Here is a 24,799-nt window from a genome sequence, read left to right on the forward strand (position 1 = left end):
GCGAACCCCATCATGCTGTCTCAATACGGCGTCCTGAATGTCTGGACCTATCTGGCCGGCACCATTTTCATCGTGCTGCTGCCGGGGCCCAATTCCCTGTTCGTCCTGGCGACCGGCGCCGGGCGCGGCGTGCGGGCCGGCTACCAGGCCGCCCTGGGCGTGTTCGTCGGCGATTCCATCCTGATGACCCTGACGGCCGCCGGCGCGGCCTCGGTGCTGCGGCTGCTGCCCATGGTGTTCTTCGCCCTGAAGGCCGCCGGAGCGGTCTACCTGACGTACCTGGGGGTCCGGCTGCTGATGTCGGCCTGGCGCCCGGGCCCGGCCCAGGCGCACACGATTTCCGGCGGTCCGGGCAGCCCGTTCCGCAAGGCCCTGCTGCTCAGCCTGCTCAATCCCAAGGCGATCCTGTTCCTGCTGTCGTTCTTCGTGCAGTTCGTGGATCCGGCCTATCCGCATCCGGCCCTGTCCTTCCTCATCCTGGCCGCGATCCTGCAGACCTGCAGCCTGCTGTACCTGTCCGTCCTGATCTTCGGCGGCGCGCGCCTGGCGGCGGCGTTCCGGCGCCGCCAGGGCCTGGCGCGCGCGGGCAGCGGAATGGTCGGCCTGCTGTTCCTGTGGTTCGCCGGACGCATGGCCTTCGAGGCCTGAAACATCCCGGCGCCGCCTTCGGCACGGGGCCTCATCATCGTGCAATAATACCGATCATTCATATCGAGTGATGTACCGGTGTCATCCGCCCGTCGCCCCTCTGGCGTTGCGGTGGCGGATCGCGCTTGCCCTCTCAGGCTAGGGGTTTATCCCCTTTAGGTGGGCTTGCGCATCCTGAGTAGAATTTTTCGCATCCCGGGTGTTTCACGAACGATTCAAACAGGATGCCTGCATGCCACCGCGACTGGCCTTACGAAACATCAGCAAAGCCTACCCGGCCGTCCGGGCCAACGACGCGGTCGACCTGACCGTCGAGCCCGGCGAGATCCACGCCATCCTGGGCGAGAACGGCGCCGGCAAATCGACCCTGATGAAGATCATCTACGGCGTGGTCCGCCCGGACGAGGGCACGGTCCACTGGGACGGCCAGGAAGTGCGGATCGCCAATCCGGCGGCGGCGCGGGCCCTGGGCCTGGGCATGGTGTTCCAGCATTTCTCCCTGTTCGACACCCTGACGGTGGCCGAGAACATCGCCCTGGGCCTGCCGCCGGACACCGACATGCGGGCCCTCGAAACCCGCATCGCCGCCACGGCGGCGCAATACGGCCTGGACGTCGAGCCGCGCCGCCACGTCCACACCCTGTCGGTGGGCGAGCGCCAGCGCGTGGAGATCGTGCGCGCCCTGCTGGGCAAGCCGCGCCTGCTGATCCTGGACGAGCCGACCTCGGTGCTCACGCCGCAGGCCGTGCTGCGCCTGTTCGAGGTCCTGCGCCAGCTGGCGGCCGAAGGCTGCAGCATCCTGTACATCAGCCACAAGCTCGACGAGATCCGCGCCTTGTGCCATCGCTGCACGGTGATGCGCGCCGGCCGGGTGACCGGGGTCTGCGACCCGCGCCAGGAAACCGAGGCCAGCCTGTCGCGCCTGATGATCGGCGCCGACCTGCCGGTGCACGAGCACCGGGCGCGGGCGGCCGGGCCGGTGCTGCTGCGGCTGCGCGGCCTGGACCTGCCGCGCGCGCATCCCTTCGCCACGCCGCTGGCGGGCATCGACCTGGACCTGCACGCGGGCGAGATCCTGGGCGTGGCGGGCGTGTCCGGCAACGGCCAGCAGGAATTGATGGGCGCGCTCTCGGGCGAGGACAGGCGCGCGGCGCGCGACAGCATCCTGTTCGACGGCCAGCCCGTCGGCCACCGCTCGTCGGCCTGGCGGCGCATGCGCGGCATGGCCTTCGTGCCCGAGGAACGCCTGGGGCGCGGCGCCGTGCCGGAACTGTCCCTGGCGCGCAACCTGCTGCTCTCGCACCAGGGGCCGGACACCGTGCGGCGCGGCTGGATCCGCGACGGGGCCGTGCGCCGCATCACGGCCGGCATCATCGAGCGCTTCCACGTCAAGGCTGCCGGCCCGCAGGCGCTGGCCGGCAGCCTGTCGGGGGGCAACCTGCAGAAATACATCGTCGGCCGCGAGGTCGTGCGCCAGCCCCGCCTGCTGATCGTCGCCCAGCCCACCTGGGGGGTGGACGTGGGCGCGGCGGCGCAGATCCGGGGCGAACTCCTGGCGCTGCGCGACGCCGGCTGCGCCATCCTGCTGATTTCCGAGGAACTGGACGAATTGTTCGAGCTGTCCGACCGCCTGGTCGTCCTGGCCAAGGGGCGGCTGTCGCCCCCCATCGCCCGCGCCGAGGCCACGCGCGAACGGATCGGCCAGTGGATGAGCGGCCTGTGGCCCGGGGCCGATGCGGCCGCCGGGCCGGACGCCGGCCACGCCGCCGCGGAGGCCGTCCATGCTTGAGCTCGTCTCCCGCGCCGAGCCGTCGCGCCGGATGGTGTGGCTGTCGCCCCTGATGGCGGTCGCGCTGACGGCGCTGTGCGGCGTCTTCATGTTCCTGGCCGTGGGCAGGCCGCCCCTGGAGGGCCTGGCCGTCTTCTTCGTGGAGCCGCTCGCCAGCGGCCACGGCTGGGCCGAGATCGGCGTCAAGATGGCGCCGCTGCTGCTGTGCGCGGTCGGCCTGGCGCTGTGCTTCCGCGCCAACATCTTCAACATCGGGGCGGAAGGCCAGCTGGTCGTCGGCGCGATCGTGGCCGGCGCCTTCATCCTGCGCTTCGACGACGGGACGGGCGGCGGGGGCGGGCCGCTGATGATCGCGCTGGCGCTGCTGGCCGGCGCCCTGGGGGGCGCGGTCTGGGCGGCGCTGGTGGCCTGGCTGCGCGACCGCTATCACGCCAACGAGATCCTCGTGTCGCTGATGCTGGTGTACGTCGCGCAGCTCCTGCTCAGCTACCTGGTGCACGGCGTGATGCGCGATCCGGACGGCTTCGGCTTCCCGCAGTCGCGGCTGTTCGACGACGGCTTCCTGCTGCCGGTGTGGCCGGGCACGCGCCTGCACCTGGGGCTCGGGCTGGCGCTGGCGGCGGCGCTGGCGGCCTGGCTGCTGCTGGCCCGCCTGTTCGCCGGCTACCGCCTGACGGTGGGCGGCCTGGCGCCGCTGGCCGCGCGCTACGCCGGGTTTTCCTCGCGCCGCGCGCTGTGGGGCTGCATGCTGGGCTCCGGCGCGCTGGCCGGGGTGGCCGGCGCTTGTGAAATCATGGGGCCGATCGGCCAGCTCACGCCCTCGGTCTCGCCGGGCTACGGCTTCGCCGCCATCATCGTCGCTTTCGTGGGGCGGCTGCATCCCGTGGGCGTGATCTTCGCCAGCTTCGTCATGGCCCTGTTCTACATCGGCGGCGAGCTGTCCCAGACGCGGCTGGGCATGCCCAGCGCCATCACCGGCATCTTCCAGGGCATCCTGCTGTTCTCGCTGCTGGCCTGCGACGTGCTGATCCACCAACGCCTGCGCTGGAGGCGCTGACACCATGGACGTACTGGCTCCCCTGATCGCGGCCGCCATGAACGCCGGCACCCCCCTGATGCTGGCGGCCCTGGGCCTGCTCGTCAACGAGCGCTCCGGCGTCATCAATCTCGGTTCGGAAGGCATGATGCTGGTGGCGGCGGCCCTGGGCTTCGCCGTGACCGTGCAGTCGGGCAGCACGGGGCTGGGCTTCCTCGCCGGCGCCGGGGCCGGCGCCCTGCTGGCCGGCCTGTTCGCCTGGCTGGTGGTCTGGCTGGGGGCCAACCAGATCGCCTGCGGCCTGGCCCTGTCCCTGTTCGGCGTGGGCCTGTCCGCCTCCATCGGCCTGCCCTACGTCGGCGCCACGATCCAGGCCGCGTCCTGGGCGGTGCCGGGCCTGTCCGGCCTGCCCTTCGTCGGGCCGGCCCTGTTCCAGCATCATCCGCTGGTCTACGGCGCGCTCGCCCTGGCCGTCGGGCTGAGCTGGTTCCTCTACCGCACGCGCGCCGGCCTGGTCCTGCGCGCGGTGGGCGAGTCCCCCGAATCCGCCCACGCCCTGGGCTACCCGGTGCGCCGCATCCGCCTGGCGGCGCTGCTGTTCGGCGGCGCCTGCTGCGGTCTGGCCGGCGCCTTCATGTCGCTGGTCTACACGCCGATGTGGGTCGAGAACATGGTCGCCGGCCGCGGCTGGATCGCCCTGGCGCTGACGCCGTTCGCCACCTGGCGCCCGCTGCGGGTGCTGGCCGGGGCCTACCTGTTCGGCGGCATCACCATCCTGACCTTCCACATGCAGGCGCTGGGGGTGCCGATCGCCTCGCAGCTGCTGTCGATGCTGCCCTACCTGGCCACCATCCTGGTGCTGGTCCTGATCTCGCGCAACGTGAACTGGATCCGCATCAACATGCCCGCGTCGCTCGGGCGCGTGTTCAACCCGAATCATTGATCGTCGTCCACGGAGACCCTTCCCATGAAAACCCGCCTGTTTCGTCAAACCCTGGCCGCCGCCACTGCCGCGGCCTGCCTCTGGGCCGCCGGCCCCGCCGCCGCCGAGCCCCTGAAGATCGGTTTCGTCTACGTCAGCCCGGTGGGCGAGGCCGGCTGGTCCTGGCAACAGGACCTGGGCCGCAAGTACATGGAGCAGCAGCTGGGCGACAAGGTCAAGACCCAGTACGTCGAGGACGTGCCCGAGGGCGCCGACGCCGAGCGCGTCATCCGCGACCTGGCCCAGCAGGGCAACAAGCTGATCTTCACCACCTCATTCGGCTACATGAACCCGACCATCAAGGTCGCCAAGCAGTTCCCGGACGTGAAGTTCGTCCACTCCACCGGCTACAAGACCGCGCCCAACGTCGCCACCACCAACGCCCGCTTCTACCAGGCGCGCTACGTCGCCGGCATCCTGGCCGGGCACAAGACCCAGACCGGCGTGGTCGGCTACGTCGGCGCCTACCCGATCCCCGAGGTCCTGCAGGGCATCAACGCCTTCACGCGCGGCCTGCGCAGCGTCAAGCCCGACGCCACGGTGCGCGTCATCATGGTCAACAGCTGGTTCGATCCGGGCAAGGAGCGCGACGCCGCGCTGGCCCTGCTGGACCAGGGCGCCGACATCGTCACCCACCACACCGATTCCACCGCCGCCGTGCAGGCGGCCGAGGAACGCGGCAAGTGGGCCATCGCCTACCACTCCGACATGCTGAAGTTCGGCCCGAAGGCCCAGCTGGCCGCCGTCACCCACCATTGGGGGCCGTACTTCACCCGCGAAGCCCAGGCCATGCTGGACGGCACCTGGAAGTCCGACCAGGTCTGGGGCGGCTTCAAGGAAGACATGGTCGCCCTCGAAGGCTTCGGCCCGGCCGTGGACGACGCCCTGAAGGCCGATCTCAAGGCCAAGGAAGACGCCATCGCCGACGGCTCCCTGAACGTCTTCGCCGCGCCGATCAAGACCAACGAAGGCAAGGTGGTGCTGGCCGAAGGCGCGCTCGACGACAAGGGCCTGAACGCGATGGACTACTACGTCGAAGGCGTCGTCGGGAAATTGACGAAGAATTAGAGCCCCCACGCTGCGCAGCCTGCGGCCGCTTGCATCCACCTCGCGGCCTGCATGCCGCTCGGATTCGCCAGGCGCAGGCCAGTCCGCAGGGACTGCCCCGCGTCCGGGTTCATCCCCCCGAGGGGGCGCTTTTTGCCTTGGGGCGGCCCGGCGGCAAAAAGGGTTCTTAGCCCGACTTTCGAGGCACGGACCAGGTGCTGACGACCTGGGCCACCGGGTCGCCGCCGCCTTCGGGCAGCAGCAGGGCTTCGCCGGCCGTCATGCGGCCGGTTTTCAGGATCCGGGCCCGGGCGATGATCCCGCCGGCCGGCGCGCCCCGCAGGAAATTGATCGTCAGGCTGGCGGTGACCGACTCGGCGACCCCGGTGGCGCCGACCACGGCCGCGTACAGGGCCAGATCGGCCAGGCCCATCAGCATCGGCCCGGCCACGATGCCGCCCAGCCGCTGATTGGCCGGGCTGGGGGGCAGGCGCAGGGTGGCCCGGCCGTAGCCGATGTCCAGGATCTCGATGCCCAGCACGGCGGCGAAGGGGTGCAGCCGGTCCAGCAGTTCGCGGAATTCATCGAGGCCGATGCGGGCCTGCGCAACCCCGGCATCGGGAGTTCCGGTTTCGGCGACGATTTCGAGCGGCTTGGACATGGCGCAAAGAAGAGTCGAAAAGCCCATAGTACACTGGCCCGGCCGGGTCAGGCGGGTGCCGCCCGGCCGCTCCGGCCGGCGTTCCGGCCGACCCCGCCGCAGGACCGCCCAGGCGGGCTGCGAGCCACATCATTGGGTAGTGAAATGAAGAAAACTTTGACGCGCACACTGGGAATTTCGGCCGGCCTGCTGCTGGCGGCCTCGGCCTGGGGGCATGGCCAGCAGCCCGCGCACGGCGCCCCCGCCGCCACGCCGGCCAAGACCTCCGCCACGGTGACGGCGTCCGATTGCTGGATCCGCCTGATCCCGGCCCCGGCGCCTTCGGGCGGCTTCTTCGTGGCGCACAACACGGGCGCGGAAGACGCCGTGCTGACGGGCGCCCATTCGCCCGACTACGGCATGGTGATGCTGCACGAAACCACCGAATCCGGCGGCATGAGCAAGATGGCCATGGTCCACCAGGTCAACATCCCGGCGGGCAAGGGCCTGGTGTTCAAGCCCGGCAGCTACCACCTCATGCTGGAGCAGCCCCGCGAAGGGCTGAAGGTCGGCGATTCCGTGCGGGTGGATTTCACGCTGGCCAACGGCGAAGGCTTTTCCACGACCTGCGAGGTCAAGTCCCCCAAGGCCATGTCGGGCGCGGGCGGGCATGGCGCGGCCGGCCAGATGAAGCACTGATCCGCGGATCGGCCCCCGGCGGGCCCGGCCCGCGGCCGGCTCAGGCCTGCGCGATGAACTCCAGGACCGTGCGGTTGAAGGCCCGGGGGTTGGCCAGGTTCATGCCGTGGGCGGCCAGGGCGATGCGCGCGCGCCGGGCTTGCGGCAGCAACTGCTGCAGCCGGTCCTGGCGGGTGCCGTATTTGGCGGGACTCTGCGCGCCTCCGACCAGCAGCACGGGGCAGGACAGGGCGGCGGCGTCCCGCGGATCCACCGGCAGGTTGGCCTCGCGGACCTGCGACAGCAGCGTCGCGGCGTTGTCCCGCACCATGTCCTTGAACCAGCCGACCATCCTGCGCCAGGTGTCGGCGCCGTTCACCGTGTCGATGAACTGCTCGATCGCGCCTTCGGTGTCGCCGTCCCGCAGCCGCTGGACGGCGTCGGCGTAGAAGACCGGCGTCTCGGGCTCGTCCGCGTAGCGGAACCCGGGGTCGGCCAGCGTCAGCGAGCGGCACAGCTGCGGCGCCTGGAGCGCCAGGGCCAGCGCCACCTGGGCGCCCCGCGAATGGCCCACCACGTGCGCGCCGCCGTGCGCGCCCAGCGCCCGCAGCAGGTGCGCCAGGTCGCCGGCGTGACGCTCGACGGCGTATTGCGCCTGCGGGTGGGGCTGGGCCTCGGGCCAGCAGCCGCGCAGGCTGGGGGCGATGACGCGGCGCGTTTCGGCGAAGGCCGGGACCTGCCAGCGCCAGTAGCGGTAGTCGCACAGCGAGCCGTGGATCAGCAGGATCGGCGCACCCCCGCCCGCATCCACGCCCATGCCCGCGCCGGCCTGCGTGTAGTGCAGGCGGCCGTCGGGCAGGGGGAGGACGTGGTGCGGCAGGTCGGTGCGCGGGGCCGGCATCGCGGGATGGATTACAGCAGCTTCAGGCGGCTCTTGGCCGTCTCGGCCGACGCGCTGCCGGGGTAGTCCTTGATGATGCGCTGCAGGCTGGCCTTGGCGCCCTTCATGTCGTTGAGTTCGATCTGGTCGGCCGCCACCACCAGCAGGGCGTCGGGCGCCCGCGGATCGTCGGGGTGGTTCTTCACCAGCGTCTGCATGGTCTGGATGGAATTCTTGAAGTCCTTGGAGGCGTACTGGCTGCTGCCCAGGTAGAACAGCGCGTCGCCCGCCAGGGCGCTGTCGGGGTAGGACTGGATGAAGGTGGCGAAGCCGGACGCGGCTTCCTTGTAGCGGCCGTTGCGGTACAGGTCGGCGGCGGCCTCGTAGGCGGCCTGCTCCTGCGGGTCGCCGGCCTGCGGGGTCTGGGGCGCGTTGGGATTGGCGTCGGCCGAGGGCGCGCGCTGGCTCAGTTCTTCGATGCGGCCGCGCAGCGAGGCGATCTCCTGGTGCAGCAGATCCATCTGGTCGGCCAGTTGCAGCCGGGCCTGCTGGTTCTGCTCGTTCAACTGCTTGATCTGGGTGCGCAATTCCAGGATGGCGCGGCGCGCCTCGTCGTCGGAAAAGGCCTGGGCGGCGGGCGCCGCCAGCGTCAGGGCCAGCAGGATGGCGGCGGGAAGGGCGTGCAGGCGATGGGTCGTTGCGGTCATGGGTCTTCCGTCTCTTCAATGAAAAACGCCGTAGCGGGGGCCGCTACGGCGCTGTCGCTGCCTGGCTGGCGATCAACGCTGGTAGTTGATGTCGGCGCGGCGGTTCTCGGCGTAATCGGCTTCGGTGTTGCCCAGGGCCTTGGGACGTTCCTTGCCGAAGCTGATCGCTTCGATCTGGTTGGCGTTGACGCCCAGCAGGGTCATCATGCGCGCCACGGCGTCCGAACGGCGCTGGCCCAGGGCCAGATTATATTCGGTGCTGCCGCGGGCGTCGGTGTTGCCTTCCACGCGGACCTTCTGGCCCTGGTGGCCAGCCAGGTAGGTGGCATGCATTTCGACGACGCTGCGGTATTGTTCCGGCACCGTGTAGCTGTCGAAGTCGAAGTAGACCGAGCGTTGTTGCGCGAGCGGGCTTTGCGGATTGAAGGGATCCATGATCTGCCCAGCGGACGCCGAATCGGAGCCGTTGCCTGCGCCGTTCTGGTCCAGCGGCACGGAGCTGCAGGCGGCCAGCGAAGCTGCGATGGCGGCGATGGTCAGGGTCCTGGTGATGCGCGAGCTCATTTAATGTCCTTTATAAGAAAGAAGAGTCACACGAAAAAATCAGTCAGTGAAAGGGCCCCAGGCGGGCTCGCGGACCTTGCCGTTGAGCACCGACAGGGTCTGGCGCACACGCCCGTCGATCGAGGTCACCGCCAGCACGCTGCGACCGTTCTGGATGGCGCTGTAGAGCACCTGCATTCCATTGGGCGCGTAGCTGGGGGATTGGTCGTCCGGGCCGTCCGTCAGAATCTGTTCGGAACCCGAGTTCAAGGCGAGGCTTGCAATCCTGAAGGCACCGTTTCTGCGAGTAACGTACACCAGTTGTTGTCCATCCGGCGATACCCTAGGTGAAATATTGTAACTGCCGGAGAAGGTCAGTCGCTGGGCGTCGCCGCCCCCGGCCGGCACCTTGTAGATCTGCGGGCTGCCGCCCCGGTCGCTGGTGAATACCAGGGACTGGCCGTCGGGGGTGAAGTGCGGCTCGGTGTCGATGAGCGGCGAGCGCATCACCCGGCGCAGGTCCGATCCATCCGTGTTGATGGTGTAAATCTGCGAAATGCCGTCTCTTGAGAGCACGATCGCCATGCGCTGGCCGTTGGGCGCCCAGGCGGGCGCGCTGTTGTTGCCCTTGTAATTGGAGATGGGCTGGCGCTGGCCGGTCGCCAGCGTCTGCACGTAGATCACGGATTTGCCCGATTCAAAGCTGACGTAGGCCAGCCGCGAGCCGTCCGGCGACCACGCGGGGGAGATGATGGACTGCTTCGAGCGCAGCATCACCTGCGGATTCTGCCCGTCGGCGTCAGCAATTTGTAACTCATAACCGTTGCTTGTTTGCAACACGTAAGCGATCCGGGTGGAGAAAACGCCGCGCACCCCGGTGATCTTTTCGTAGATCCGGTCGGCGATGCGGTGGGAGATGCGGCGCATCTCGGCTTCGGTGCCGCTGTAGGACGCCTGGTCCAGCTCGGTCTTGCGCACGTTGTCCACCAGCCGGTAGCTGACCGTGTACTGGCCGCCATTCTGCGCGACAGTGCCGTAGGCCAGGTAGTCCGCGCCGCGCGCCTGCCAGGTGGCGTAGTCGATCTTGCTCTGGACGTCCAGCCCGGCGCCGGAGGCGCCGATCAGGCGGAACTGGCCGGAGCGGGTCAGGTCGGCGCGGATGACCTCGGGCGCCGAGGTGGCGCTGGCCGCGCCCGCGAAATCGGCGATGGCGATCGGGTACTGGGTGGCGCCGACGCCGGAAATGTCCACGCGCAACTGGGCGTGGGCCGCCGAGGCGCCCGCGGCGGCCAGCGCGAGGCCCAGGCCGGCCGATGCGGCGCGGCGCCAGAGGCGTCCGATGAAGCCGGAGGCTGTGAATACGGTCATGGTAACGATCTCCTTAGTCGTACATGCGGTAGTCCACGTCAATATACGACGGATACTTGCCGCCAGGCGGTTTCGGGAAGGGCGAGCAGGCCAGGATCCCCTTCTGGACGGCATCGTCGAAACGGGGATTGCCCGAGGATCGGGTCAGGTCGACGCCCTGGACTTGTCCATTGGACGCCAGCCGGGTGCGGAAGCTGGCCGTGGGGTTGGCGGAGCCGCTGCGCGGGGGGACGTTGTAGACCACGCCCGGCTGGACGCAGGCGCGCACCTTGGCCGCGTAGCCGTCGTTGCCGCCGCCGCCCCGCTGGTTGCGGTCGGCATTGCCGTTGGCGATGCCGGCGGCTTCCAGGGCGTCGCCGCGCATGGCCGCCCGCAGGGCCTGGCGCTTGGCCTCGGCTTCCTTGGCGGCCTTTTCCTTCGCGGCTTTTTCCTTGGCCGCCTTCTCGGCGGCGGCTTTTTCCGCGGCCGCCTTTTCGGCGGCGGCCTTCTCGGCAGCGGCCTTTTCAGCGGCGGCTTTCTCCGCCGCGGCCTTGGCGGCCTTTTCCTTTTCGGCCTTCTCGGTTTTTTCGCGCGCGGCCTTCTCGGCGGCTTCCTTCTCGGCCTTGTCCCGGGCGGCCTGTTCGCGGGCGGCCTTCTCAGCCGCCGCCTTCTCAGCCGCCGCCTTCTCGGCGGCCGCCTTTTCCGCCGCGGCCTTCTCGGCCTTTTCCTTTTCCGCCTTTTCGCGCACGGCCTTGTCGCGGGCCGCCTGTTCGGCGGCTTCCTTTTCGGCCTTTTCCTTGGCGGCCTGTTCGGCCAGGCGGCGCTCCAGGTCCTCGCGCGCCTGGCGTTCCTTGGCCAGGGCGATCTCGGCGTCGGCCTTCGCCTGGGCGGCCGCGGCGGCGCGCGCCTGGGCCTCGGCCGCCAGCTGCGCCTGCCGCGCGGCCTCGGCCTGAGCGGCCTGCTCGGCCGCCTGGCGCGCGCTGTCGTCGGGCTGGGGCTCGGGTTCGGGCTCCGGTTCGGGTTGCGGCTGGGGCTCGGGCGGCTGTTCCTCGGGTTGTGGCTCCTCGGGCTGCTCCTGCGGCGCGGCGGCGTCGGCCACCGTGCCCTGGGCCCAGAGTTCGACCTGGACGGGACCGGGATTGTCGGGCGCGGTGGAGAAGCCCACCACCATCAGCAGGATCAGCAGCCCATGGGCGACCAGCGAGACGATCAGGCCGCGCCGGTCGTCGCGCGCGCCGGTGGGCGCATCGCCGTCGCCGGAGCCGGTGTCGAAGAAACGGTCGAACAGATTCATGGGGCGGGCGTCAGCGCGCGGCCGGGGCGTTCTGGTTGACCAGCAGTCCCAGCTTGCCGATGCCGCCGTTGCGCAGCTGGTCCATGACCTGCATGACGGATTCGTAGGGCACCTTGCCGTCGGCGGAAATCACCACCGGCGTGTCGGCGGTGGCGACGGCGCGGATCTCGGCCAGCAGGTTGGCCTTGTCGATGGGCCGGAACGAGGCGCCGCCCTCGCGCACCCGCAGGGCGAGCGCGCCCTGGGCGTCGATCTGGACCTCGATGGGCTGGACGGGCACGTCGGAGGCCGTGCCGACCGAGGGCAGCTCGATCTGGCCCGGCGTGATCATGGGCGCGGTGACCATGAAGATCACCAGCAGGACCAGCATGACGTCGATGTAGGGCACGACGTTGATGTCGTTCTTCATGCGGCGCGAGCGGCGGCTGCCAAATGTGCTCATTTCAGTGCACCTGGCGCTGGAGGATGTTCAGGAATTCGTCGACGAAGCTCTCGAAGCGGATCGACAGCCGGTCGATCTGGCTGGTGTAGCGGTTGTACGCCAGCACGGCCGGGATGGCGGCGAACAGGCCGATGGCGGTCGCGATCAGGGCTTCGGCGATCCCCGGCGCCACGGCGGCCAGGGTGGCCTGCTGCATGGTGGACAGGCCCATGAAGGCGTGCATGATCCCCCAGACCGTGCCCAGCAGCCCGATGTACGGGCTGACCGAGCCGGTGGACGCGAGGAAGTTCAGGTGCGATTCCAGGCTGTCCATCTCGCGCTGGAAGGCGGCCTTCATGGCCCGGCGGGGGGCGTCCAGCAGGGTGTCGCCCCGGCTGGAGGACCGCCGCGCCTTGATGAATTCGGTCATGCCGGCGTCGAAGATGCGCGCCAGGGCGCCGTGCTCGTTGCGCCGGCTGGCGATGGCCTGCTGCAGCACCGTCAGGTCGCCGCCGGCCCAGAAGTCGTCCTCGAAGCGGCGCGTCTGCTCGTGGGCGCGCCGCAGGGCCGCGCGCTTGCTGAAGATGTAGGTCCAGGACAGGACCGAGGCGCCGAGCAGGATCAGCATCACGATCTGCACGGGCAGGCTGGCGTTGCCGATGAGGGACAGCAGCGACAAATCGCTAGAGGCTTGCATGGTTAATGAAGGGCCTTTTCCAGTAGATCCCTGATGGAGGGGGAGAGACGGATGGGTTTGAAGCTGAGGGCGTGCACCGTGCAGACCTGGATGTCCGCGCTGGCGAGCAGGGTGTCGTCGCGCAGGGCCTGCTGGCCGAACCGGATCGTCGAGGCGCCCAGCCCGGTCACGGCGGTCCGGACCAGGATGCGGTCATCCAGGCGGGCCGGTTGCCGGTAGGCAATGTCCGCATGCTTGACCACAAACATCATCCGTTCCTGTGTTGCGAGAGTGTGTTGATCCATTCCGAGCGCGCGCAGCCATTCCGTGCGACCGCGTTCGAAGAATTTGAGGTAGTTGGCGTAATACACGACGCCACCGGCGTCGGTGTCTTCGTAATATACGCGAATGGACAGCTCGCCGGGGGGATTGGTTCGATCCGGAGGCATTTTTTAGTGAGGCCTTGTGACACGGGCGCCGCGTGCATCTGCGGATTCGGGCGGTCTGCTGCGTTGCCTGTCCACCTCACCGCTTGCAAGCGGTGAGGTTCGCGCCTTGCATTCCATCCCGATCCACAGCGCCCGTTTTTCGCTCGACTCGGTTTAGAGGGATTTTAGCCGCTCCAGGACGTGCGCCAGGGCGTCGGCCGGGGCGATGCGCTGCGCCTGCGCGTCGCGGCGCGCCTGGATCTCGACGATGCCGTCCTTCAGGCCGCGCTCGCCCAGCGTCACGCGCAGCGGCACGCCGATCAGCTCCCAGTCGGCGAACATGATGCCCGGCCGGGCGTCGCGGTCGTCCAGGATCACGTCCACGCCCTGCGCCAGCAGCGCCTGGTACAGGGATTCGGCGGCCTCGCGCACGGCCACGCTCTTGCCGATGCCGATGGGGCACAGCACGACCTCGAACGGCGCGATGGCGCGCGGCCAGATCATGCCGCGCTCGTCGTGGTTCTGCTCGATGGCGGCGGCCGAGATGCGGCTGACGCCGATCCCGTAGCAGCCCATCTGCAGCACCGCCGGCTTGCCGTCCGTTTCCAGGAAGGTCGCGTTCAGGGCGCGCGAATACTTGTCTCCCAGGAAGAACACGTGGCCGACCTCGATGCCGCGCTGGATCGCCAGGGTGCCGCCGCGCGGGTCGGGATCGCCCGCCACCACGTTGCGCAGGTCGGCGACCAGATCCGGCTCGGGCAGGTCGCGGCCCCAGTTCACGCCGCTCAGGTGGTAGCCGGCCTCGTTGGCGCCGCAGACGAAATCGCCCATGTGGGCGACCGTGCGGTCGGCGATCACGGTGACGGCCTGCCGGTCCACCCCGACGGGGCCCAGGTAGCCGGGGGCGCAGTGGAACACCGAGTCGATCTCGGCCTCGGTCGCCAGGCGGTAGCCGTCGCCCAGGCCGGGGAGCTTGCCGACCTTGACCTCGTTGGTTTCGTGGTCGCCCCGGATCAGCAGCAGCCACAGGCGGACGGGGCCTTCGGCGGGATCGGTGGCCAGCACCACCGACTTGACCGTGCGCGACAGGGGCAGGCCCAGCTGTTCGGCCACGATCTCGCACTTGGGGGCCTCGGGCGTGGCGCGCTTTTCCAGGGCCTCGCGCGCCGGCTCGCGCTCGGCCAGCAGGCAGGGCGCCTCGGCCAGCTCGATGTTGGCGGCGTAGTCCGAATCCGGGTTGTAGACGATCAGGTCCTCGCCCGTGTCGGCGATCACCTGGAATTCGTGGCTGCGCGTGCCGCCGATCGAGCCGGTGTCGGCCGCCACGGCGCGGAACGTCAGGCCCAGGCGCGTGAAGATGCGCTGGTAGGCGGCGTACATGGCGTCGTAGCTGGCCTGGGCGGAGGCCTCGTCGCGGTCGAAGGAATAGGCGTCCTTCATGGTGAATTCGCGCCCGCGCATCAGGCCGAAGCGCGGCCGGCGCTCGTCGCGGAACTTCGTCTGGATGTGGTAGAAGTTCACCGGCAGCTGGCGCCAGCTGTGGATCTCGTTGCGGGCGATGTCGGTGATGACCTCCTCGGAGGTCGGCTGCAGCACGAAGTCGCGCTGGTGGCGGTCCTTGATGCGCAGCAGTTCGGCGCCATATTGTTCCCAACGGCCCGATTCCTGCCACAGTTCCGCCGGCTGCACCACCGGCATCAGCAGCTCGATGGCGCCGGCGCGGTTCATTTCCTCGCGCACGATGGCCTCGATCTTGCGCAGCACCTTCAGCCCCATCGGCATGTAGGTGTAGATGCCGCCGGCGATTTTCCGGATCATGCCCGCCCGGGTCATCAACTGGTGGCTGACGACCTCGGCCTCCGCGGGGGCTTCCTTCAGGGTGTTCAGGTGGTACTGGCTGGCGCGCATGGTAGGGATTCCGGTTGGTACGTATAATCGACGGTAATTGTATTGAATTCACAACCGAGGTGGCCCCATGTTGGATCGCGAAGGCTACCGTCCGAATGTCGGCATCATTCTCGTGAACCAGAAAAACGAGGTTTTCTGGGGCAAGCGCATCAGGGAACACGCGTGGCAGTTCCCCCAGGGAGGCATCAAGCACGGCGAGACCCCCGTGCAGGCGATGTACCGCGAACTCCACGAGGAGACCGGCCTGCGCGCCGAACATGTGCGCATTCTGGGACGGACCCGGGACTGGTTGCGATATACCGTGCCCGATCATTACGTGCGCCGCGAACTGCGCGGCCACTACAAGGGCCAGAAACAGATCTGGTTCCTGCTGCGCATGGTGGGACGCGACAGCGACGTCAGCCTGCGCGCCACCGACACGCCCGAATTCGATGCCTGGCGCTGGAACGCCTACTGGGTGCCGCTGGACGCCGTCATCGAATTCAAGCGCGAGGTCTATTCCCTGGCCCTCAACGAGCTGTCGGGCCTGCTGTTTCGCCGCGGCCGCGAAAACCGCTACCTGCGCCACCGGGGGCCCCGGGGCGCCGGCTCGCACGGCGATTCCGCCGACCGCCCGGCGGATGCGCCGGCCCCGAAAACTCCACGGCCTGAACAGGTATGATCCCATCCTTTTCGTGGCGCATCGCGCCGGCACTCCCGAAGGTTTGACCGCATGCTCCAAGACCTCGACGCATTGTCCCAGCGCATCCGCCAAGTCGTCCAGCTGACGCGGAACCTGCAATCCGAGCGCACCGCCCTGCAGGCCAGGGTGCGGCAGCTCGAACAGGAATGCCAGGCCCTGAAAGACCAGCAGCTGCGCGAAGGCGAGGAATTCGCCCGCATGTCCGAACGGCTCGCGCGCCACGACCGCGAGCTGCAGGCCGCGCGCGAGGAATCCGGCCAGCATCGCGCGGCTCTGGAAGCCGAGGTGCGCGACCACCAGATCCGGTCCGATTCCCTGCAGCGCCGCCTGGTCCAGGTCGAATCCGAGCGCGATCGCCTGCGCGAGGCCGCCACCGGCGCCCAGCAGCAGATCGAACTCATCCTCGAGCGCCTGCCCGGCGCGCAGGCCTAGGGCCTGTCCCCATCCCCCAAGGAGCCGCGAATCATGGAACGCGTCGACGTCGCCATCCTCGGCCGCGATTATTCGCTGGCCTGCCCCCCCGAAGAAAAGGACGCCCTGCTGGCCGCCGTGCGGCTGGTCGACCAGCGCATGCTGGCCATCAAGGGCGCCGGCCGGGTCGCCAGCAGCGAGCGCATCGCCGTGATGGCCGCCATCCAGATCGCCAACGAGCTGCTCAGCCTGCGCGCGCCCGACGGCCCGCTCGGAAATGTTGCCTTGGGGGATTTCAAGGGTAAAATCGAATCCATGAACGGCATGCTCGACGATGTACTGGGCACCGCCGTTTGATCAGTCACTTTCCGGATGCGCCAGGTCATCCGGTCGTTTAAGTCCCTGCCGTGTTCGTGACCTGGCCATACATTCCTTGAACCAATGCTATAGGCATAGGTTGCTGGATTGACAGATGGGAGCGCTGCCTTCACTGGACGGCCCGAAGTCTGACTGATGGCGACCACCGTGAACCCTCGGTTCCGGGATGCCGGCCTAGACGGCACAGGCGGGGCATTACCAGAAAGCTCGTCGTGGAACCGCGACGGGCTTTCGTCTTTTTTGGAGTGATAAATGTATCGAGGCGTGCTCAATCGCAAGCATCTTCTGGCGAGTCTTCTGCTGGCTGGGTCGGTGGCGGCCCTGCCCGTCCTGGCCCGCGAGGCCGAACCCGCCGAGCCCCGCGCCACCCTGTCGGCCGAGGCCTCCTCCGAAGTCGGCCAGGACACCGTGGAAATCACCCTGTCGGCGGAACTGGCCGGCGCGTCCCAGACCGAGGTCGCCGAAGCCCTCAATCAGCGCCTGGATTCGGTCATGAAGCAGGCCAAGGGACACCAGGGCATCGAGGCCCGCAGCGGGTCCTACCGGATCTGGCCCACGACCGGGCGCGACGGCAAGATCGCCGAATGGCGGGGCCAGGCCGAAATCCTGCTGGAATCGCGCGACTTTCCCGCCGTCTCGAAGCTGGCCGCCAGCCTGGGCGACCGCATGCCGATCGCCGGCCTGGCGTTCTCGGTCTCGCGCGAACGGCGCGCGGCCGAAGAACAGAAGCTCCTGGGCCAGGCCGTCGACGCATTCAAGGCCCGCGCCCAGGCGCTCACCCAGGCCCTGGGTTTCGCCGACTACCGCTTCCGCACCGTCGAGCTGGGCGGCGCGGGCGCCATGCCGCCCGTGCCCATGCCCCGCATGATGATGAGCGCCATGGCCGCCGACAAGGCCGCCGCGCCGGTCGAAGGCGGACGCGAACGGGTCAGCGTGTCGGTGCGGGGGACGATCGTCCTGCTGCCCAGATGAACAGGGCCAGCCCGATCAGGATCATGGGCAGCGACAGCAGCTGGCCCATGGATAATCCGCCCGCCAGCAGTCCCAGGAAATCGTCCGGCTCGCGGGTGAATTCCACCAGGAACCGGAACAGCCCGTAGCCCATCAGGAACACGGCGCTCACCTGGCCCGCCGGGCGGGGCTTGCGGGCGAACCACCACACCAGGGCGAACAGGGCGAAGCCCTCCAGTCCCATTTCGTACAGTTGCGAGGGATGGCGCGGCGCGCCGTCCCGCGCCCCCGGAAAGACCATGCCCCAGGGCAGATCCGTGGGGCGGCCCCACAGCTCGCCGTTGATGAAGTTGCCCAGCCGTCCGGCCGCCAGGCCCAGGGGGATCAGCGGAGCGATGAAATCCCCGATCGCCAGCAGCGGCTGGCCGCGCCGGCGGGCGAAGAACAGCATCGCCAGCGTCACGCCGATCAGGCCGCCGTGGAAGGACATGCCGCCCTGCCACACCTCGAAGACCGACAGCGGGTGCGCCAGGTAGTCGTCGAACTTGTAGAACAGCACGTAGCCCAGGCGCCCGCCCAACACCACGCCCAGCACCCCGTAGAAGATGATGTCCTCCAGGTCGCGCAGCGTCAGCCCGGCCGGGCTGGGGTGGTGCTGGATGCGCCAGCGCCCCAGCAGCCAGGCCAGGCCGAATCCGGCCAGGTACATGAGGCCGTACCAATGGATCGAGACGGGGCCGATCTGCAGGGCGATGGGGTCGATGTGGGGGTAGGGCATGGAAGCGGCCGGAAGGAAAACAATCATGGATAATACCGTGATCGAAGGCGGCGGGCGCCCCTGGAAACGGATGCGATCGGAGGATGATGGGAATGCGGCCGGTGGATGGCGGGACGAAGCAACGGGCCGGAAGGCGTGGCAAGGCGCTCGGGCTCGCACTGGCGGGCATGCTGGCGCTGTGCGCCCCGGGCGCCCGGGCGGCCGGCGGCACGGCGGCCGACGGCCTGGCGCTGGCCGGCCAGCGCCAGTGCCTGGGCTGCCATCAGGTGGACGCCCGCCGTGTGGGGCCGCCGTTCCGCGCCATCGCCGAGCGCTTCCAGGGCCGACCCGAGGCGTCCGGCCATCTGGCACGCGTCATGCGGGAAGGCAGCCGCGGCCAGTGGGGCGCGATCCCCATGCCGGCCCAGCCCCGCCTGTCCGACGTCGATGCGCAGCGCCTGGCGCTGTGGATCCTGTCGCTGCGGGAAGCCCCCGCGGCGGATTGACCGGCCTGCCGTTGGCCAGCCCGCCGCACGCACGAAACGAGGAGAATCGCATGGAAAACCCAGGGAACGCCGCGGTCGACACCGCGATCTTCGGCGGCGGCTGCTTCTGGTGCCTGGAGCCCGTGTTCCGCGCCCTGGACGGCGTGCTGGACGTGCAGCCGGGCTACTGCGGCGGCCACGTGGACCATCCCACCTACGAGCAGGTCTGCCAGCAGGACACCGGCCACGTCGAGGTCGTGCAGGTCGCCTTCGATCCGGCGCGGGTCGGCTACCGCACCCTGCTGGAAGTCTTCTTCGGCACACACGATCCCACCACCCTCGACCGCCAGGGCAACGACGTCGGGCCGCAGTACGCCTCGGTCGTCTTTTACCAGGACGAGGCCCAGCGGGCCCTGGCCGAGGCCGTGCGCGCCGAGGCGCAGGCGGCCTTCGACGAGCCGATCGTCACCCGGATCGAACCGGCGGGTCCCTTCTGGCCGGCCGAGGAACTGCACCGCGAATACTACCGGCGCAATCCCGGCCAGGGCTATTGCCGGTTCGTCATCGCGCCCAAGCTGGCGAAATTCCGCCAGCGCTACGCGCACCTGCTGCGCTGAGGTTCGCCGCGCCCGGCCGCGCGCAAGGCGTCGCCGTGCGTGAGCCTGGCCTGCCGGCCCGGGGCGGGATCCAGGGTCGGAGCCAGGGCCGGAGCCAGGGTCAGGGTCGGAGCCGGAGTCACGGTCGGAGCCGGGGTCAGGGCGCCGGGGCCTGCCGCGCCGAGGACTCCAGCCTGCGGCCCCAGGCGGTGCCCGGCCGCGTCAGCGCCGCCAGCGCCGCCAGCACGCCCAGGGTCGCCAGCCCGCGCAGCACCAGGATCACCCAGACATTGGCGCCCAGCGCCAGGATCAGCAGCGTGTCCTCGATCAGGGCGTGGCACAGCGACAGCCACGACAGCGCCAGCAGCCGCGTGCGCGGGCTGTAGTTCTCGCGCTCGGCGGCCTCGATGATCAGCGCGCCGCCGTAGGCCAGCCCCAGCAGCACGCCCACCGTGGTCAGGGGCGCGGCGCGCTCCTCCAGGCCGGACAGGCGCAGCACGGGCGTCAGCAGCCGGGTCACGAGCCGCGTGATCCCCAGGCGTTCGAGCACGTCCAGCAGCACGACCAGCCCGACGATGACGGCCAGCACCAGCCCCAGCGATTGCAGCGTGGACAGCACCCAGGGCCAGAAGTCCGGCGGCCCCTGGGTCAGGCCCGCGTCCTGGCGCATCCAGGCCAGGGACACCGGCTCCTGCAGCACGTCCAGCGCCCGGCAGATCCAGCTGACGGCGGCGCCGTAGACGAGCGCGACGGCGATGCGCAGCGCGCCCGTGACCAGCGCGCTGGCGCCGGCGCGGCGCACCACGGACTGCTCGGTCGGGATGTTGTGGGCGAACAGCATCATCGCCCCCAGCGCGCTGACCTGGGCCGTCGTCATGTGCATGCTTTCGGACAGCGCGGCCATCGAGGCCATGCCGCCGTAGATGTTGGTCAGCGCGGTGGTGGCCCAGATGATCCCGGCCTCGGGCGGCAGTCCCAGCAGCGCCATCGCCGGCGTCAGGGCCTCGCCGGCCAGGCGCACCAGGCCCAGGCGGTCGGCGATGTAGACGATCACCATCACCGGCAGCATGATGCGCGTGATCGTCAGGAACATGCGCGTGCTGCGCAGCCGGATGGTGTTCAGGTAGTGGAGCATGGGAGCGGTTCCGGGCAGGGTCGCGGCGCCGTCGGGCGGGCCGCATCCCGGCATTGTAGGGGGTGGCCGATGTCCGGGGCGCGCCTCCGCGGTTCGGCCCCGAGGCGCGCGGCGAGCCGGATCCGCGGCCCCGGCCGGACAGATCAGACCCGGTCGCTCAGGCCACGCGGTTCAGGCCCCGTATTCAACATTCGAGTCCGATCGCTCAGGCCCGCAATACGCCGCGGCGGATCTGGTCCAGCTCGATGGACTCGAACAGCGCCTTGAAATTGCCTTCCCCGAAGCCCTCGTTGCCCTTGCGCTGGATGATCTCGAAGAAGATCGGCCCGATCTGGTTGGCGGTGAAGATCTGCAGCAGCAGGCCGCCGCCCGGGGCGCCGTCCAGCAGGATGCGGTTGCGGCGCAGGCGCTCCACGTCCTCGCCGTGGCCCGGCAGGCGCCCGTCCAGCAGCTCGTAGTAGGTGTCCGGGGTGTCCAGGAACTTCACCTGGCCGCTCAGCCGTTCCACCGTGCGGTAGATGTCGCCGGTGGACAGGGCGATGTGCTGGATGCCTTCGCCCCGGTACTGGTCCAGGTATTCCTGGATCTGGCCGGGAGTCTCGCCGCCTTCCTCGTTGATGGGGATGCGGATCAGCCCGCAGGGCGAGGTCATGGCCTTGGACTTCACCCCGGTGAGCTGGCCCTCGATGTCGAAATAGCGGATCTCGCGGAAATTGAAGATGCGCTCGTAGAATTCGGCCCATTCCCCCATCCGGCCGCGGTGCACGTTGTGGGTCAGGTGGTCGATGGCGAGCAGGCCCGCGCCCTCGTGGCGCAGGTCGTCCCGCGCGGTGGCGTGGTCCAGCGGCTCGAAATCCACGTCGTAGATGCCGATGTCGCCGATCCCGCCGTGGCCGTACTTGCCGCGCCAGCGGTCCACCAGGTAGATGAGCGAATCGCCGATGCCCTTGATGGCGGGAATGTTCAGTTCCATCGGGCCGCTGTGCGAATCGAAGCCCCAGGCGCCGCGCTCCAGGGCCAGCTTGTAGGCGCGGGCCGCGTCCTGCACGCGCAGGCCGATGGCGCAGATCGACGGACCATGCTGGCGCGCGAAGCGCTGCGCGAAGGAATCGGGCTCCGCGTTGACCAGGAAATTGATCCCGCCCTGGCGGTACAGCGTGACGGCCTTCTTGCGGTGCCGGGCGATGGCCCGGAAGCCCAGGGCCTCGAACACGCGGCCCAGCGCGGCCGGGTCCTCCGCCGTGTATTCCACGAATTCAAAGCCCGCGGTGCCCAGCGGATTGTCCCAGGGGGCGAAGGATTCGGTCATGAGTGTCTCCTGTGAACATGCTCTTTTCTGAAATTCTAGGGAAAACAGCGTAGGGGAAGATTGCAAACATGCGGTACGATTCCCTACCATGACGCAATCATTCTTCCAATAATCCGTGGTTGAGACAATATGATGCCTATCGACGACCTGGACAGGACAGATCGCCTGATCCTGACCCATCTGCAGCGCGACGGCCGGATCAGCAATCAGGATCTGGCCCAGCGGGTGGCCCTGTCGCCCAGCCCCTGCCTGCGGCGCGTCAAGCGCCTGGAGGACCAGGGCTACATCCGCCGCTACGTCGCCCTGGCGGATCCGGAAAAACTCGGCCTGGGGCTGCTCGCCTACGTCTTCGTCCGGCTGGACAAGTCGCACCGCGCCGAGCATGGCGCCATGTCCGCCTTCGCCCGCGACGTCCAGAGCTGGTCGGAAGTCGTCCAGTGCTATGCCATGTCGGGCGACATGGACTACCTGCTGCGGGTCCAGGTCCACGACCTGGCGGCCTTTTCCCGGTTCGCCATGGACACCCTGATGCGGCATCCGGCCGTCGTCGATATCCGCAGCAGCTTCGCGCTGCAGTCCATCAAGGAAACGACCGAGCTGCCGACCTGAGCGGACTCCCTTCTCGGCGCCGGGCGGCCGCGGTTTCTGTTCAATAGATGACCCCTATCAAACCAAGAGCAATATTCAATTTTATTTATTCTGCCGGTCTCGGTAGACTGCCTTTCATGACGAGCCCGACGCTGCGGGCTCCCCCGGTTCCCCGACCCGGCGCGGCCCTTTCGGCGGCGCCCTTGCCCAGGAGATGTTCATGAAAAAGCTGACCACCGCCGCCGGTGCCCCCGTCGTCGACAACCAGAATATCCTCACCGCCGGCCCGCGCGGCCCGGCCCTGCTGCAGGACGTCTGGCTGCTCGAAAAGCTGGCCCACTTCGACCGCGAAGTGATCCCCGAGCGCCGTATGCACGCCAAGGGCGCGGGCGCCTACGGCACCTTCACCGTCACCCAAGACATCACCCGCTACACGCGCGCCGCCCTGTTCTCCGAGATCGGCAAGCAGACCCCGATGTTCGCCCGCTTCTCCACGGTGGCCGGCGAGCGCGGTGCCGCCGACGCCGAGCGCGACATCCGCGGCATCGCCATGAAGTTCTACACCGAACAGGGCAACTGGGACCTGGTGGGCAACAACACCCCCGTATTCTTCTTCCGCGATCCGCTGAAATTCCCCGACCTGAACCACGCCGTCAAGCGCGACCCGGGCACCGGCATGCGCAGCGCCCAGAACAACTGGGAATTCTGGACCGGCCTGCCCGAGGCCCTGCACCAGGTCACCATCGTCATGAGCGATCGCGGCATTCCGTCCGACTTCCGCCACATGCACCTGTTCGGCAGCCATACCTTCAGCTTCATCAACGCCGCCAACGAGCGCTTCTGGGTGAAATTCCACTTCAAGTCGCAGCAGGGCATCCGCAACCTGACCGACGCCCAGGCCGCCGAACTCATCGGCCGCGACCGCGAAAGCTCGCAGCGCGACCTGTACGACAGCATCGCCCGGCGCGACTTCCCGCGCTGGACGATGTACGTGCAGGTCATGCCCGAAAAGGAGGCCGGCAGCTACCACCTGAACCCCTTCGACCTGACCAAGGTCTGGCCGCACGGCGACTATCCCATGATCGAGGTCGGCGTCCTGGAACTGAACCGCAATCCGGAAAACTTCTTCGCCGAAGTCGAGCAGGCCGCCTTCACCCCGGCCAACGTCGTCCCCGGCATCGGCTTTTCGCCGGACCGCATGCTGCAGGCCCGCCTGTTCTCCTATGGCGACGCTCAGCGCTACCGCCTGGGGGTCAACCATCACCAGATCCCGGTCAACGCGCCGCGCTGTCCCTTCCACAGCTACCACCGCGACGGCGCCATGCGGGTGGACGGCAACCACGGCGGCCTGACGGGCAACGAACCCAACCGCGCCGGCGAATGGGCCGAGCAGCCCGACTACCGCGAGCCGCCGCTCAGCCTGGAAGGCGCGGCCGACCACTGGAACCACCGCGAGGACACGGACTACTTCTCGCAGCCGGGCGCGCTCTTCCGCCTGATGACGCCCGAACAGCAGCAGGCCCTGTTCGACAACACCGCCCGCGCCATCGCCGGCGTCACCCCCGATGTGCAGGCCCTGCACATCGAGCACTGCACCCAGGCCGATCCCGCCTACGGCGCAGGCGTCGCCGCCGCCATCCGGGCGCTGGAAGGTTGAAAAGCTGGAAAGTTGGAAAGTTGGAAAGTTGGAAAGCTGAAAGAGGCCCGGCAAGGAAGCAGGCCCCGCAAAGCAGCAGGCGCAAGGCTGTAAGACGGCGAGGCAGCAAAGCAGCAAGGTTGTAAGACAGCAAGGTTGTAAGGCAGCAAAGCTGAGAAGAGCAGCAAAGCAGTCAATGAGGAAAGGGGAGGGGCGCCGGCCCAGAAAACCGCCGCCCCTCTTTACAGCCGCCGCCCCTCCTTACAGCCGGTGCTTTTTTCAGCCGCCGCTTTTTTAACCAGCGCCCCTCCTCGCGTAGGGCCGGTGCGCGCCCCCTGCCGGGACTGTTCGCAGCCTGTTCCGGCAGGGGGCGCGCACCGGCCGAGCTGCCCAGGCGGTGCCCCGCACCGAAGCAGCGTCCCGCACCGAAGCAGCAACCCACACCGAAGCGGCAGCCCCGCACCGAAGCGGCAGCCCCGCACCGAAGCGGCAGCCCCGCACCGAAGCGGCAGCCCCGCACCGAAGCGCCGCCCCATACCGAACCTCCTGGGCCCTCCCAGAGAAAAGCGGATTTTTCGCCCGCTTGTCCGCTCCGATTTGCCCTTCTCCAAAAAAGCGTGCTATAGTCTCGTTTCTTCGCCGCCAGGCACTCGGGTTAACCCCTAGATGAATCGGTTTTACCGAAGCGTTGCAGGGACCGGGCGCAGGCAGAAGTGTTCGGATTTGCAGGCGTTTGGCCCGATCCGAATACGGCAGTCGGCAGCGAAGACCGGCGGGGTTTCGATCCGCAGCCGGGGCCAGTCAGGCTTGACATTGAAACGCTGATGTGTTTTAATTTCGGGCTCGA

The 24,799-nt window shown here is 68.8% G+C and carries 27 protein-coding genes and 1 other RNA gene; 15 read left to right on the plus strand and 13 right to left on the minus strand.

Annotated features, from left to right (window positions below):
* Positions 1–12 precede the first annotated feature (12 nt).
* From leuE to HNR28_RS13180, 5 genes are all read left to right on the plus strand, one after another.
* Entirely contained in the window at positions 13–648 is a 636-nt protein-coding gene (leuE, locus tag HNR28_RS13160) for a leucine efflux protein LeuE (RefSeq protein WP_151024131.1), read from the plus strand.
* 232 nt (positions 649–880) lie between these two features.
* Positions 881–2,437: an ABC transporter ATP-binding protein gene (locus HNR28_RS13165; RefSeq protein ID WP_151024132.1), complete on the plus strand. Its 1,557-nt coding sequence runs from the start codon at positions 881–883 to the stop codon at positions 2,435–2,437.
* Positions 2,430–3,494, plus strand: a complete 1,065-nt coding sequence (locus HNR28_RS13170; RefSeq protein WP_043687849.1) for an ABC transporter permease — start codon at positions 2,430–2,432, stop codon at positions 3,492–3,494. Before HNR28_RS13165 ends, HNR28_RS13170 begins: the two co-directional genes overlap by 8 nt.
* A gap of 4 nt (positions 3,495–3,498) precedes the next feature.
* Entirely contained in the window at positions 3,499–4,416 is a 918-nt protein-coding gene (locus HNR28_RS13175; protein WP_151024133.1) for an ABC transporter permease, read from the plus strand.
* Positions 4,417–4,440: 24 nt separating this feature from the next.
* A complete protein-coding gene (locus HNR28_RS13180; RefSeq protein ID WP_151024134.1) occupies positions 4,441–5,523 on the plus strand; it encodes a BMP family ABC transporter substrate-binding protein in 1,083 nt (360 codons plus the stop codon).
* A 166-nt stretch (positions 5,524–5,689) separates the two neighbouring features.
* On the opposite strand, the gene HNR28_RS13185 is transcribed toward HNR28_RS13180, so the two are convergent.
* A complete protein-coding gene (locus HNR28_RS13185; protein ID WP_151024135.1) occupies positions 5,690–6,163 on the minus strand; it encodes a PaaI family thioesterase in 474 nt (157 codons plus the stop codon).
* A gap of 144 nt (positions 6,164–6,307) precedes the next feature.
* Here HNR28_RS13185 and HNR28_RS13190 point away from each other — a divergent pair, with 144 nt between their 5' ends.
* Positions 6,308–6,841: a copper chaperone PCu(A)C gene (locus tag HNR28_RS13190; protein ID WP_084330744.1), complete on the plus strand. Its 534-nt coding sequence runs from the start codon at positions 6,308–6,310 to the stop codon at positions 6,839–6,841.
* Between the two features lie 40 nt (positions 6,842–6,881).
* On the opposite strand, the gene HNR28_RS13195 is transcribed toward HNR28_RS13190, so the two are convergent.
* The 9 genes from HNR28_RS13195 to HNR28_RS13235 all read right to left on the minus strand — a co-directional run bounded on the left by HNR28_RS13195 (position 6,882) and on the right by HNR28_RS13235 (position 15,024).
* A complete protein-coding gene (locus tag HNR28_RS13195) occupies positions 6,882–7,721 on the minus strand; it encodes an alpha/beta fold hydrolase (RefSeq protein WP_151024136.1) in 840 nt (279 codons plus the stop codon).
* 11 nt (positions 7,722–7,732) lie between these two features.
* Complete coding sequence (gene ybgF / locus HNR28_RS13200; RefSeq protein WP_043684753.1) at positions 7,733–8,407, minus strand: tol-pal system protein YbgF; 675 nt, start codon at positions 8,405–8,407, stop codon at positions 7,733–7,735.
* A gap of 72 nt (positions 8,408–8,479) precedes the next feature.
* Complete coding sequence (pal, locus tag HNR28_RS13205) at positions 8,480–8,971, minus strand: peptidoglycan-associated lipoprotein Pal (RefSeq protein WP_043684750.1); 492 nt, start codon at positions 8,969–8,971, stop codon at positions 8,480–8,482.
* A 39-nt stretch (positions 8,972–9,010) separates the two neighbouring features.
* Positions 9,011–10,318, minus strand: coding sequence for a Tol-Pal system beta propeller repeat protein TolB (tolB, locus tag HNR28_RS13210; RefSeq protein WP_043684747.1), 1,308 nt, complete (start codon positions 10,316–10,318; stop codon positions 9,011–9,013).
* Between the two features lie 13 nt (positions 10,319–10,331).
* Positions 10,332–11,591: a cell envelope integrity protein TolA gene (gene tolA, locus HNR28_RS13215; RefSeq protein WP_184142942.1), complete on the minus strand. Its 1,260-nt coding sequence runs from the start codon at positions 11,589–11,591 to the stop codon at positions 10,332–10,334.
* A gap of 10 nt (positions 11,592–11,601) precedes the next feature.
* The gene (locus tag HNR28_RS13220; protein ID WP_043684744.1) at positions 11,602–12,033 is read right to left on the minus strand and encodes an ExbD/TolR family protein; all 432 of its coding nucleotides are present in this window, start codon (positions 12,031–12,033) and stop codon (positions 11,602–11,604) included.
* A 1-nt stretch (position 12,034) separates the two neighbouring features.
* Entirely contained in the window at positions 12,035–12,709 is a 675-nt protein-coding gene (tolQ, locus tag HNR28_RS13225; RefSeq protein WP_043684741.1) for a protein TolQ, read from the minus strand.
* A 2-nt stretch (positions 12,710–12,711) separates the two neighbouring features.
* A complete protein-coding gene (gene ybgC / locus HNR28_RS13230; protein ID WP_151025161.1) occupies positions 12,712–13,137 on the minus strand; it encodes a tol-pal system-associated acyl-CoA thioesterase in 426 nt (141 codons plus the stop codon).
* Between the two features lie 153 nt (positions 13,138–13,290).
* Entirely contained in the window at positions 13,291–15,024 is a 1,734-nt protein-coding gene (locus tag HNR28_RS13235; RefSeq protein WP_043684735.1) for a proline--tRNA ligase, read from the minus strand.
* A 67-nt stretch (positions 15,025–15,091) separates the two neighbouring features.
* On the opposite strand from HNR28_RS13235, the gene HNR28_RS13240 reads away from it, so the two are divergent.
* From HNR28_RS13240 to HNR28_RS13260, 5 genes are all read left to right on the plus strand, one after another.
* Positions 15,092–15,685, plus strand: a complete 594-nt coding sequence (locus tag HNR28_RS13240) for an RNA pyrophosphohydrolase (RefSeq protein ID WP_043684732.1) — start codon at positions 15,092–15,094, stop codon at positions 15,683–15,685.
* Between the two features lie 51 nt (positions 15,686–15,736).
* Entirely contained in the window at positions 15,737–16,138 is a 402-nt protein-coding gene (locus HNR28_RS13245; RefSeq protein ID WP_043684729.1) for a hypothetical protein, read from the plus strand.
* Positions 16,139–16,171: 33 nt separating this feature from the next.
* Complete coding sequence (locus HNR28_RS13250) at positions 16,172–16,474, plus strand: cell division protein ZapA (RefSeq protein WP_043684726.1); 303 nt, start codon at positions 16,172–16,174, stop codon at positions 16,472–16,474.
* A gap of 39 nt (positions 16,475–16,513) precedes the next feature.
* Positions 16,514–16,693, plus strand: a non-coding RNA gene (gene ssrS / locus HNR28_RS13255) — 6S RNA.
* A gap of 54 nt (positions 16,694–16,747) precedes the next feature.
* A complete protein-coding gene (locus tag HNR28_RS13260) occupies positions 16,748–17,467 on the plus strand; it encodes an SIMPL domain-containing protein (protein ID WP_043684723.1) in 720 nt (239 codons plus the stop codon).
* Here the strand turns inward: HNR28_RS13260 and lgt are convergent.
* Positions 17,424–18,224 (minus strand): prolipoprotein diacylglyceryl transferase, encoded by an 801-nt coding sequence (lgt, locus tag HNR28_RS13265; protein ID WP_043684721.1) that lies wholly within the window; start codon positions 18,222–18,224, stop codon positions 17,424–17,426. The two genes, HNR28_RS13260 and lgt, sit on opposite strands and share 44 nt — an antisense overlap.
* A gap of 92 nt (positions 18,225–18,316) precedes the next feature.
* On the opposite strand from lgt, the gene HNR28_RS13270 reads away from it, so the two are divergent.
* Together HNR28_RS13270 and msrA are read left to right on the plus strand one after the other, a co-directional pair.
* Positions 18,317–18,709, plus strand: a complete 393-nt coding sequence (locus tag HNR28_RS13270) for a c-type cytochrome (RefSeq protein WP_242404220.1) — start codon at positions 18,317–18,319, stop codon at positions 18,707–18,709.
* A 50-nt stretch (positions 18,710–18,759) separates the two neighbouring features.
* On the plus strand, positions 18,760–19,305 hold the full coding sequence (gene msrA, locus HNR28_RS13275; RefSeq protein WP_151025159.1) for a peptide-methionine (S)-S-oxide reductase MsrA: 546 nt from the start codon (positions 18,760–18,762) through the stop codon (positions 19,303–19,305).
* A gap of 136 nt (positions 19,306–19,441) precedes the next feature.
* Here msrA and HNR28_RS13280 read toward each other — a convergent pair whose 3' ends face one another.
* Together HNR28_RS13280 and hppD are read right to left on the minus strand one after the other, a co-directional pair.
* Entirely contained in the window at positions 19,442–20,419 is a 978-nt protein-coding gene (locus tag HNR28_RS13280) for a nucleoside recognition domain-containing protein (protein WP_151025157.1), read from the minus strand.
* Positions 20,420–20,624: 205 nt separating this feature from the next.
* Positions 20,625–21,728 (minus strand): 4-hydroxyphenylpyruvate dioxygenase, encoded by a 1,104-nt coding sequence (gene hppD, locus HNR28_RS13285; protein ID WP_043684710.1) that lies wholly within the window; start codon positions 21,726–21,728, stop codon positions 20,625–20,627.
* A gap of 132 nt (positions 21,729–21,860) precedes the next feature.
* Between hppD and HNR28_RS13290 the strand changes: the two genes are divergently transcribed.
* Together HNR28_RS13290 and HNR28_RS13295 are read left to right on the plus strand one after the other, a co-directional pair.
* A complete protein-coding gene (locus HNR28_RS13290; RefSeq protein ID WP_043687833.1) occupies positions 21,861–22,337 on the plus strand; it encodes an Lrp/AsnC family transcriptional regulator in 477 nt (158 codons plus the stop codon).
* 199 nt (positions 22,338–22,536) lie between these two features.
* The gene (locus HNR28_RS13295) at positions 22,537–23,973 is read left to right on the plus strand and encodes a catalase (protein WP_151025155.1); all 1,437 of its coding nucleotides are present in this window, start codon (positions 22,537–22,539) and stop codon (positions 23,971–23,973) included.
* The last annotated feature ends 826 nt before the right edge of the window (positions 23,974–24,799 follow it).

The organism is Castellaniella defragrans, from assembly GCF_014203015.1.
Taxonomy (GTDB): Bacteria; Pseudomonadota; Gammaproteobacteria; order Burkholderiales; family Burkholderiaceae_B; genus Castellaniella; species Castellaniella defragrans.

What these genes read in the sequence shown, in the direction of transcription:
- leuE (WP_151024131.1), top strand. Translation starts at nt 13, where the DNA reads ATGCTGTCTCAATACGGCGTCCTGAATGTCTGGACCTATCTGGCCGGC.
- HNR28_RS13165 (WP_151024132.1), top strand. Translation starts at nt 881, where the DNA reads ATGCCACCGCGACTGGCCTTACGAAACATCAGCAAAGCCTACCCGGCC.
- HNR28_RS13170 (WP_043687849.1), top strand. Translation starts at nt 2,430, where the DNA reads ATGCTTGAGCTCGTCTCCCGCGCCGAGCCGTCGCGCCGGATGGTGTGG.
- HNR28_RS13175 (WP_151024133.1), top strand. Translation starts at nt 3,499, where the DNA reads ATGGACGTACTGGCTCCCCTGATCGCGGCCGCCATGAACGCCGGCACC.
- HNR28_RS13180 (WP_151024134.1), top strand. Translation starts at nt 4,441, where the DNA reads ATGAAAACCCGCCTGTTTCGTCAAACCCTGGCCGCCGCCACTGCCGCG.
- HNR28_RS13185 (WP_151024135.1), bottom strand. Translation starts at nt 6,163, where the DNA reads ATGTCCAAGCCGCTCGAAATCGTCGCCGAAACCGGAACTCCCGATGCC.
- HNR28_RS13190 (WP_084330744.1), top strand. Translation starts at nt 6,308, where the DNA reads ATGAAGAAAACTTTGACGCGCACACTGGGAATTTCGGCCGGCCTGCTG.
- HNR28_RS13195 (WP_151024136.1), bottom strand. Translation starts at nt 7,721, where the DNA reads ATGCCGGCCCCGCGCACCGACCTGCCGCACCACGTCCTCCCCCTGCCC.
- ybgF (WP_043684753.1), bottom strand. Translation starts at nt 8,407, where the DNA reads ATGACCGCAACGACCCATCGCCTGCACGCCCTTCCCGCCGCCATCCTG.
- pal (WP_043684750.1), bottom strand. Translation starts at nt 8,971, where the DNA reads ATGAGCTCGCGCATCACCAGGACCCTGACCATCGCCGCCATCGCAGCT.
- tolB (WP_043684747.1), bottom strand. Translation starts at nt 10,318, where the DNA reads ATGACCGTATTCACAGCCTCCGGCTTCATCGGACGCCTCTGGCGCCGC.
- tolA (WP_184142942.1), bottom strand. Translation starts at nt 11,591, where the DNA reads ATGAATCTGTTCGACCGTTTCTTCGACACCGGCTCCGGCGACGGCGAT.
- HNR28_RS13220 (WP_043684744.1), bottom strand. Translation starts at nt 12,033, where the DNA reads ATGAGCACATTTGGCAGCCGCCGCTCGCGCCGCATGAAGAACGACATC.
- tolQ (WP_043684741.1), bottom strand. Translation starts at nt 12,709, where the DNA reads ATGCAAGCCTCTAGCGATTTGTCGCTGCTGTCCCTCATCGGCAACGCC.
- ybgC (WP_151025161.1), bottom strand. Translation starts at nt 13,137, where the DNA reads ATGCCTCCGGATCGAACCAATCCCCCCGGCGAGCTGTCCATTCGCGTA.
- HNR28_RS13235 (WP_043684735.1), bottom strand. Translation starts at nt 15,024, where the DNA reads ATGCGCGCCAGCCAGTACCACCTGAACACCCTGAAGGAAGCCCCCGCG.
- HNR28_RS13240 (WP_043684732.1), top strand. Translation starts at nt 15,092, where the DNA reads ATGTTGGATCGCGAAGGCTACCGTCCGAATGTCGGCATCATTCTCGTG.
- HNR28_RS13245 (WP_043684729.1), top strand. Translation starts at nt 15,737, where the DNA reads ATGCTCCAAGACCTCGACGCATTGTCCCAGCGCATCCGCCAAGTCGTC.
- HNR28_RS13250 (WP_043684726.1), top strand. Translation starts at nt 16,172, where the DNA reads ATGGAACGCGTCGACGTCGCCATCCTCGGCCGCGATTATTCGCTGGCC.
- HNR28_RS13260 (WP_043684723.1), top strand. Translation starts at nt 16,748, where the DNA reads ATGTATCGAGGCGTGCTCAATCGCAAGCATCTTCTGGCGAGTCTTCTG.
- lgt (WP_043684721.1), bottom strand. Translation starts at nt 18,224, where the DNA reads ATGCCCTACCCCCACATCGACCCCATCGCCCTGCAGATCGGCCCCGTC.
- HNR28_RS13270 (WP_242404220.1), top strand. Translation starts at nt 18,317, where the DNA reads ATGCGGCCGGTGGATGGCGGGACGAAGCAACGGGCCGGAAGGCGTGGC.
- msrA (WP_151025159.1), top strand. Translation starts at nt 18,760, where the DNA reads ATGGAAAACCCAGGGAACGCCGCGGTCGACACCGCGATCTTCGGCGGC.
- HNR28_RS13280 (WP_151025157.1), bottom strand. Translation starts at nt 20,419, where the DNA reads ATGCTCCACTACCTGAACACCATCCGGCTGCGCAGCACGCGCATGTTC.
- hppD (WP_043684710.1), bottom strand. Translation starts at nt 21,728, where the DNA reads ATGACCGAATCCTTCGCCCCCTGGGACAATCCGCTGGGCACCGCGGGC.
- HNR28_RS13290 (WP_043687833.1), top strand. Translation starts at nt 21,861, where the DNA reads ATGCCTATCGACGACCTGGACAGGACAGATCGCCTGATCCTGACCCAT.
- HNR28_RS13295 (WP_151025155.1), top strand. Translation starts at nt 22,537, where the DNA reads ATGAAAAAGCTGACCACCGCCGCCGGTGCCCCCGTCGTCGACAACCAG.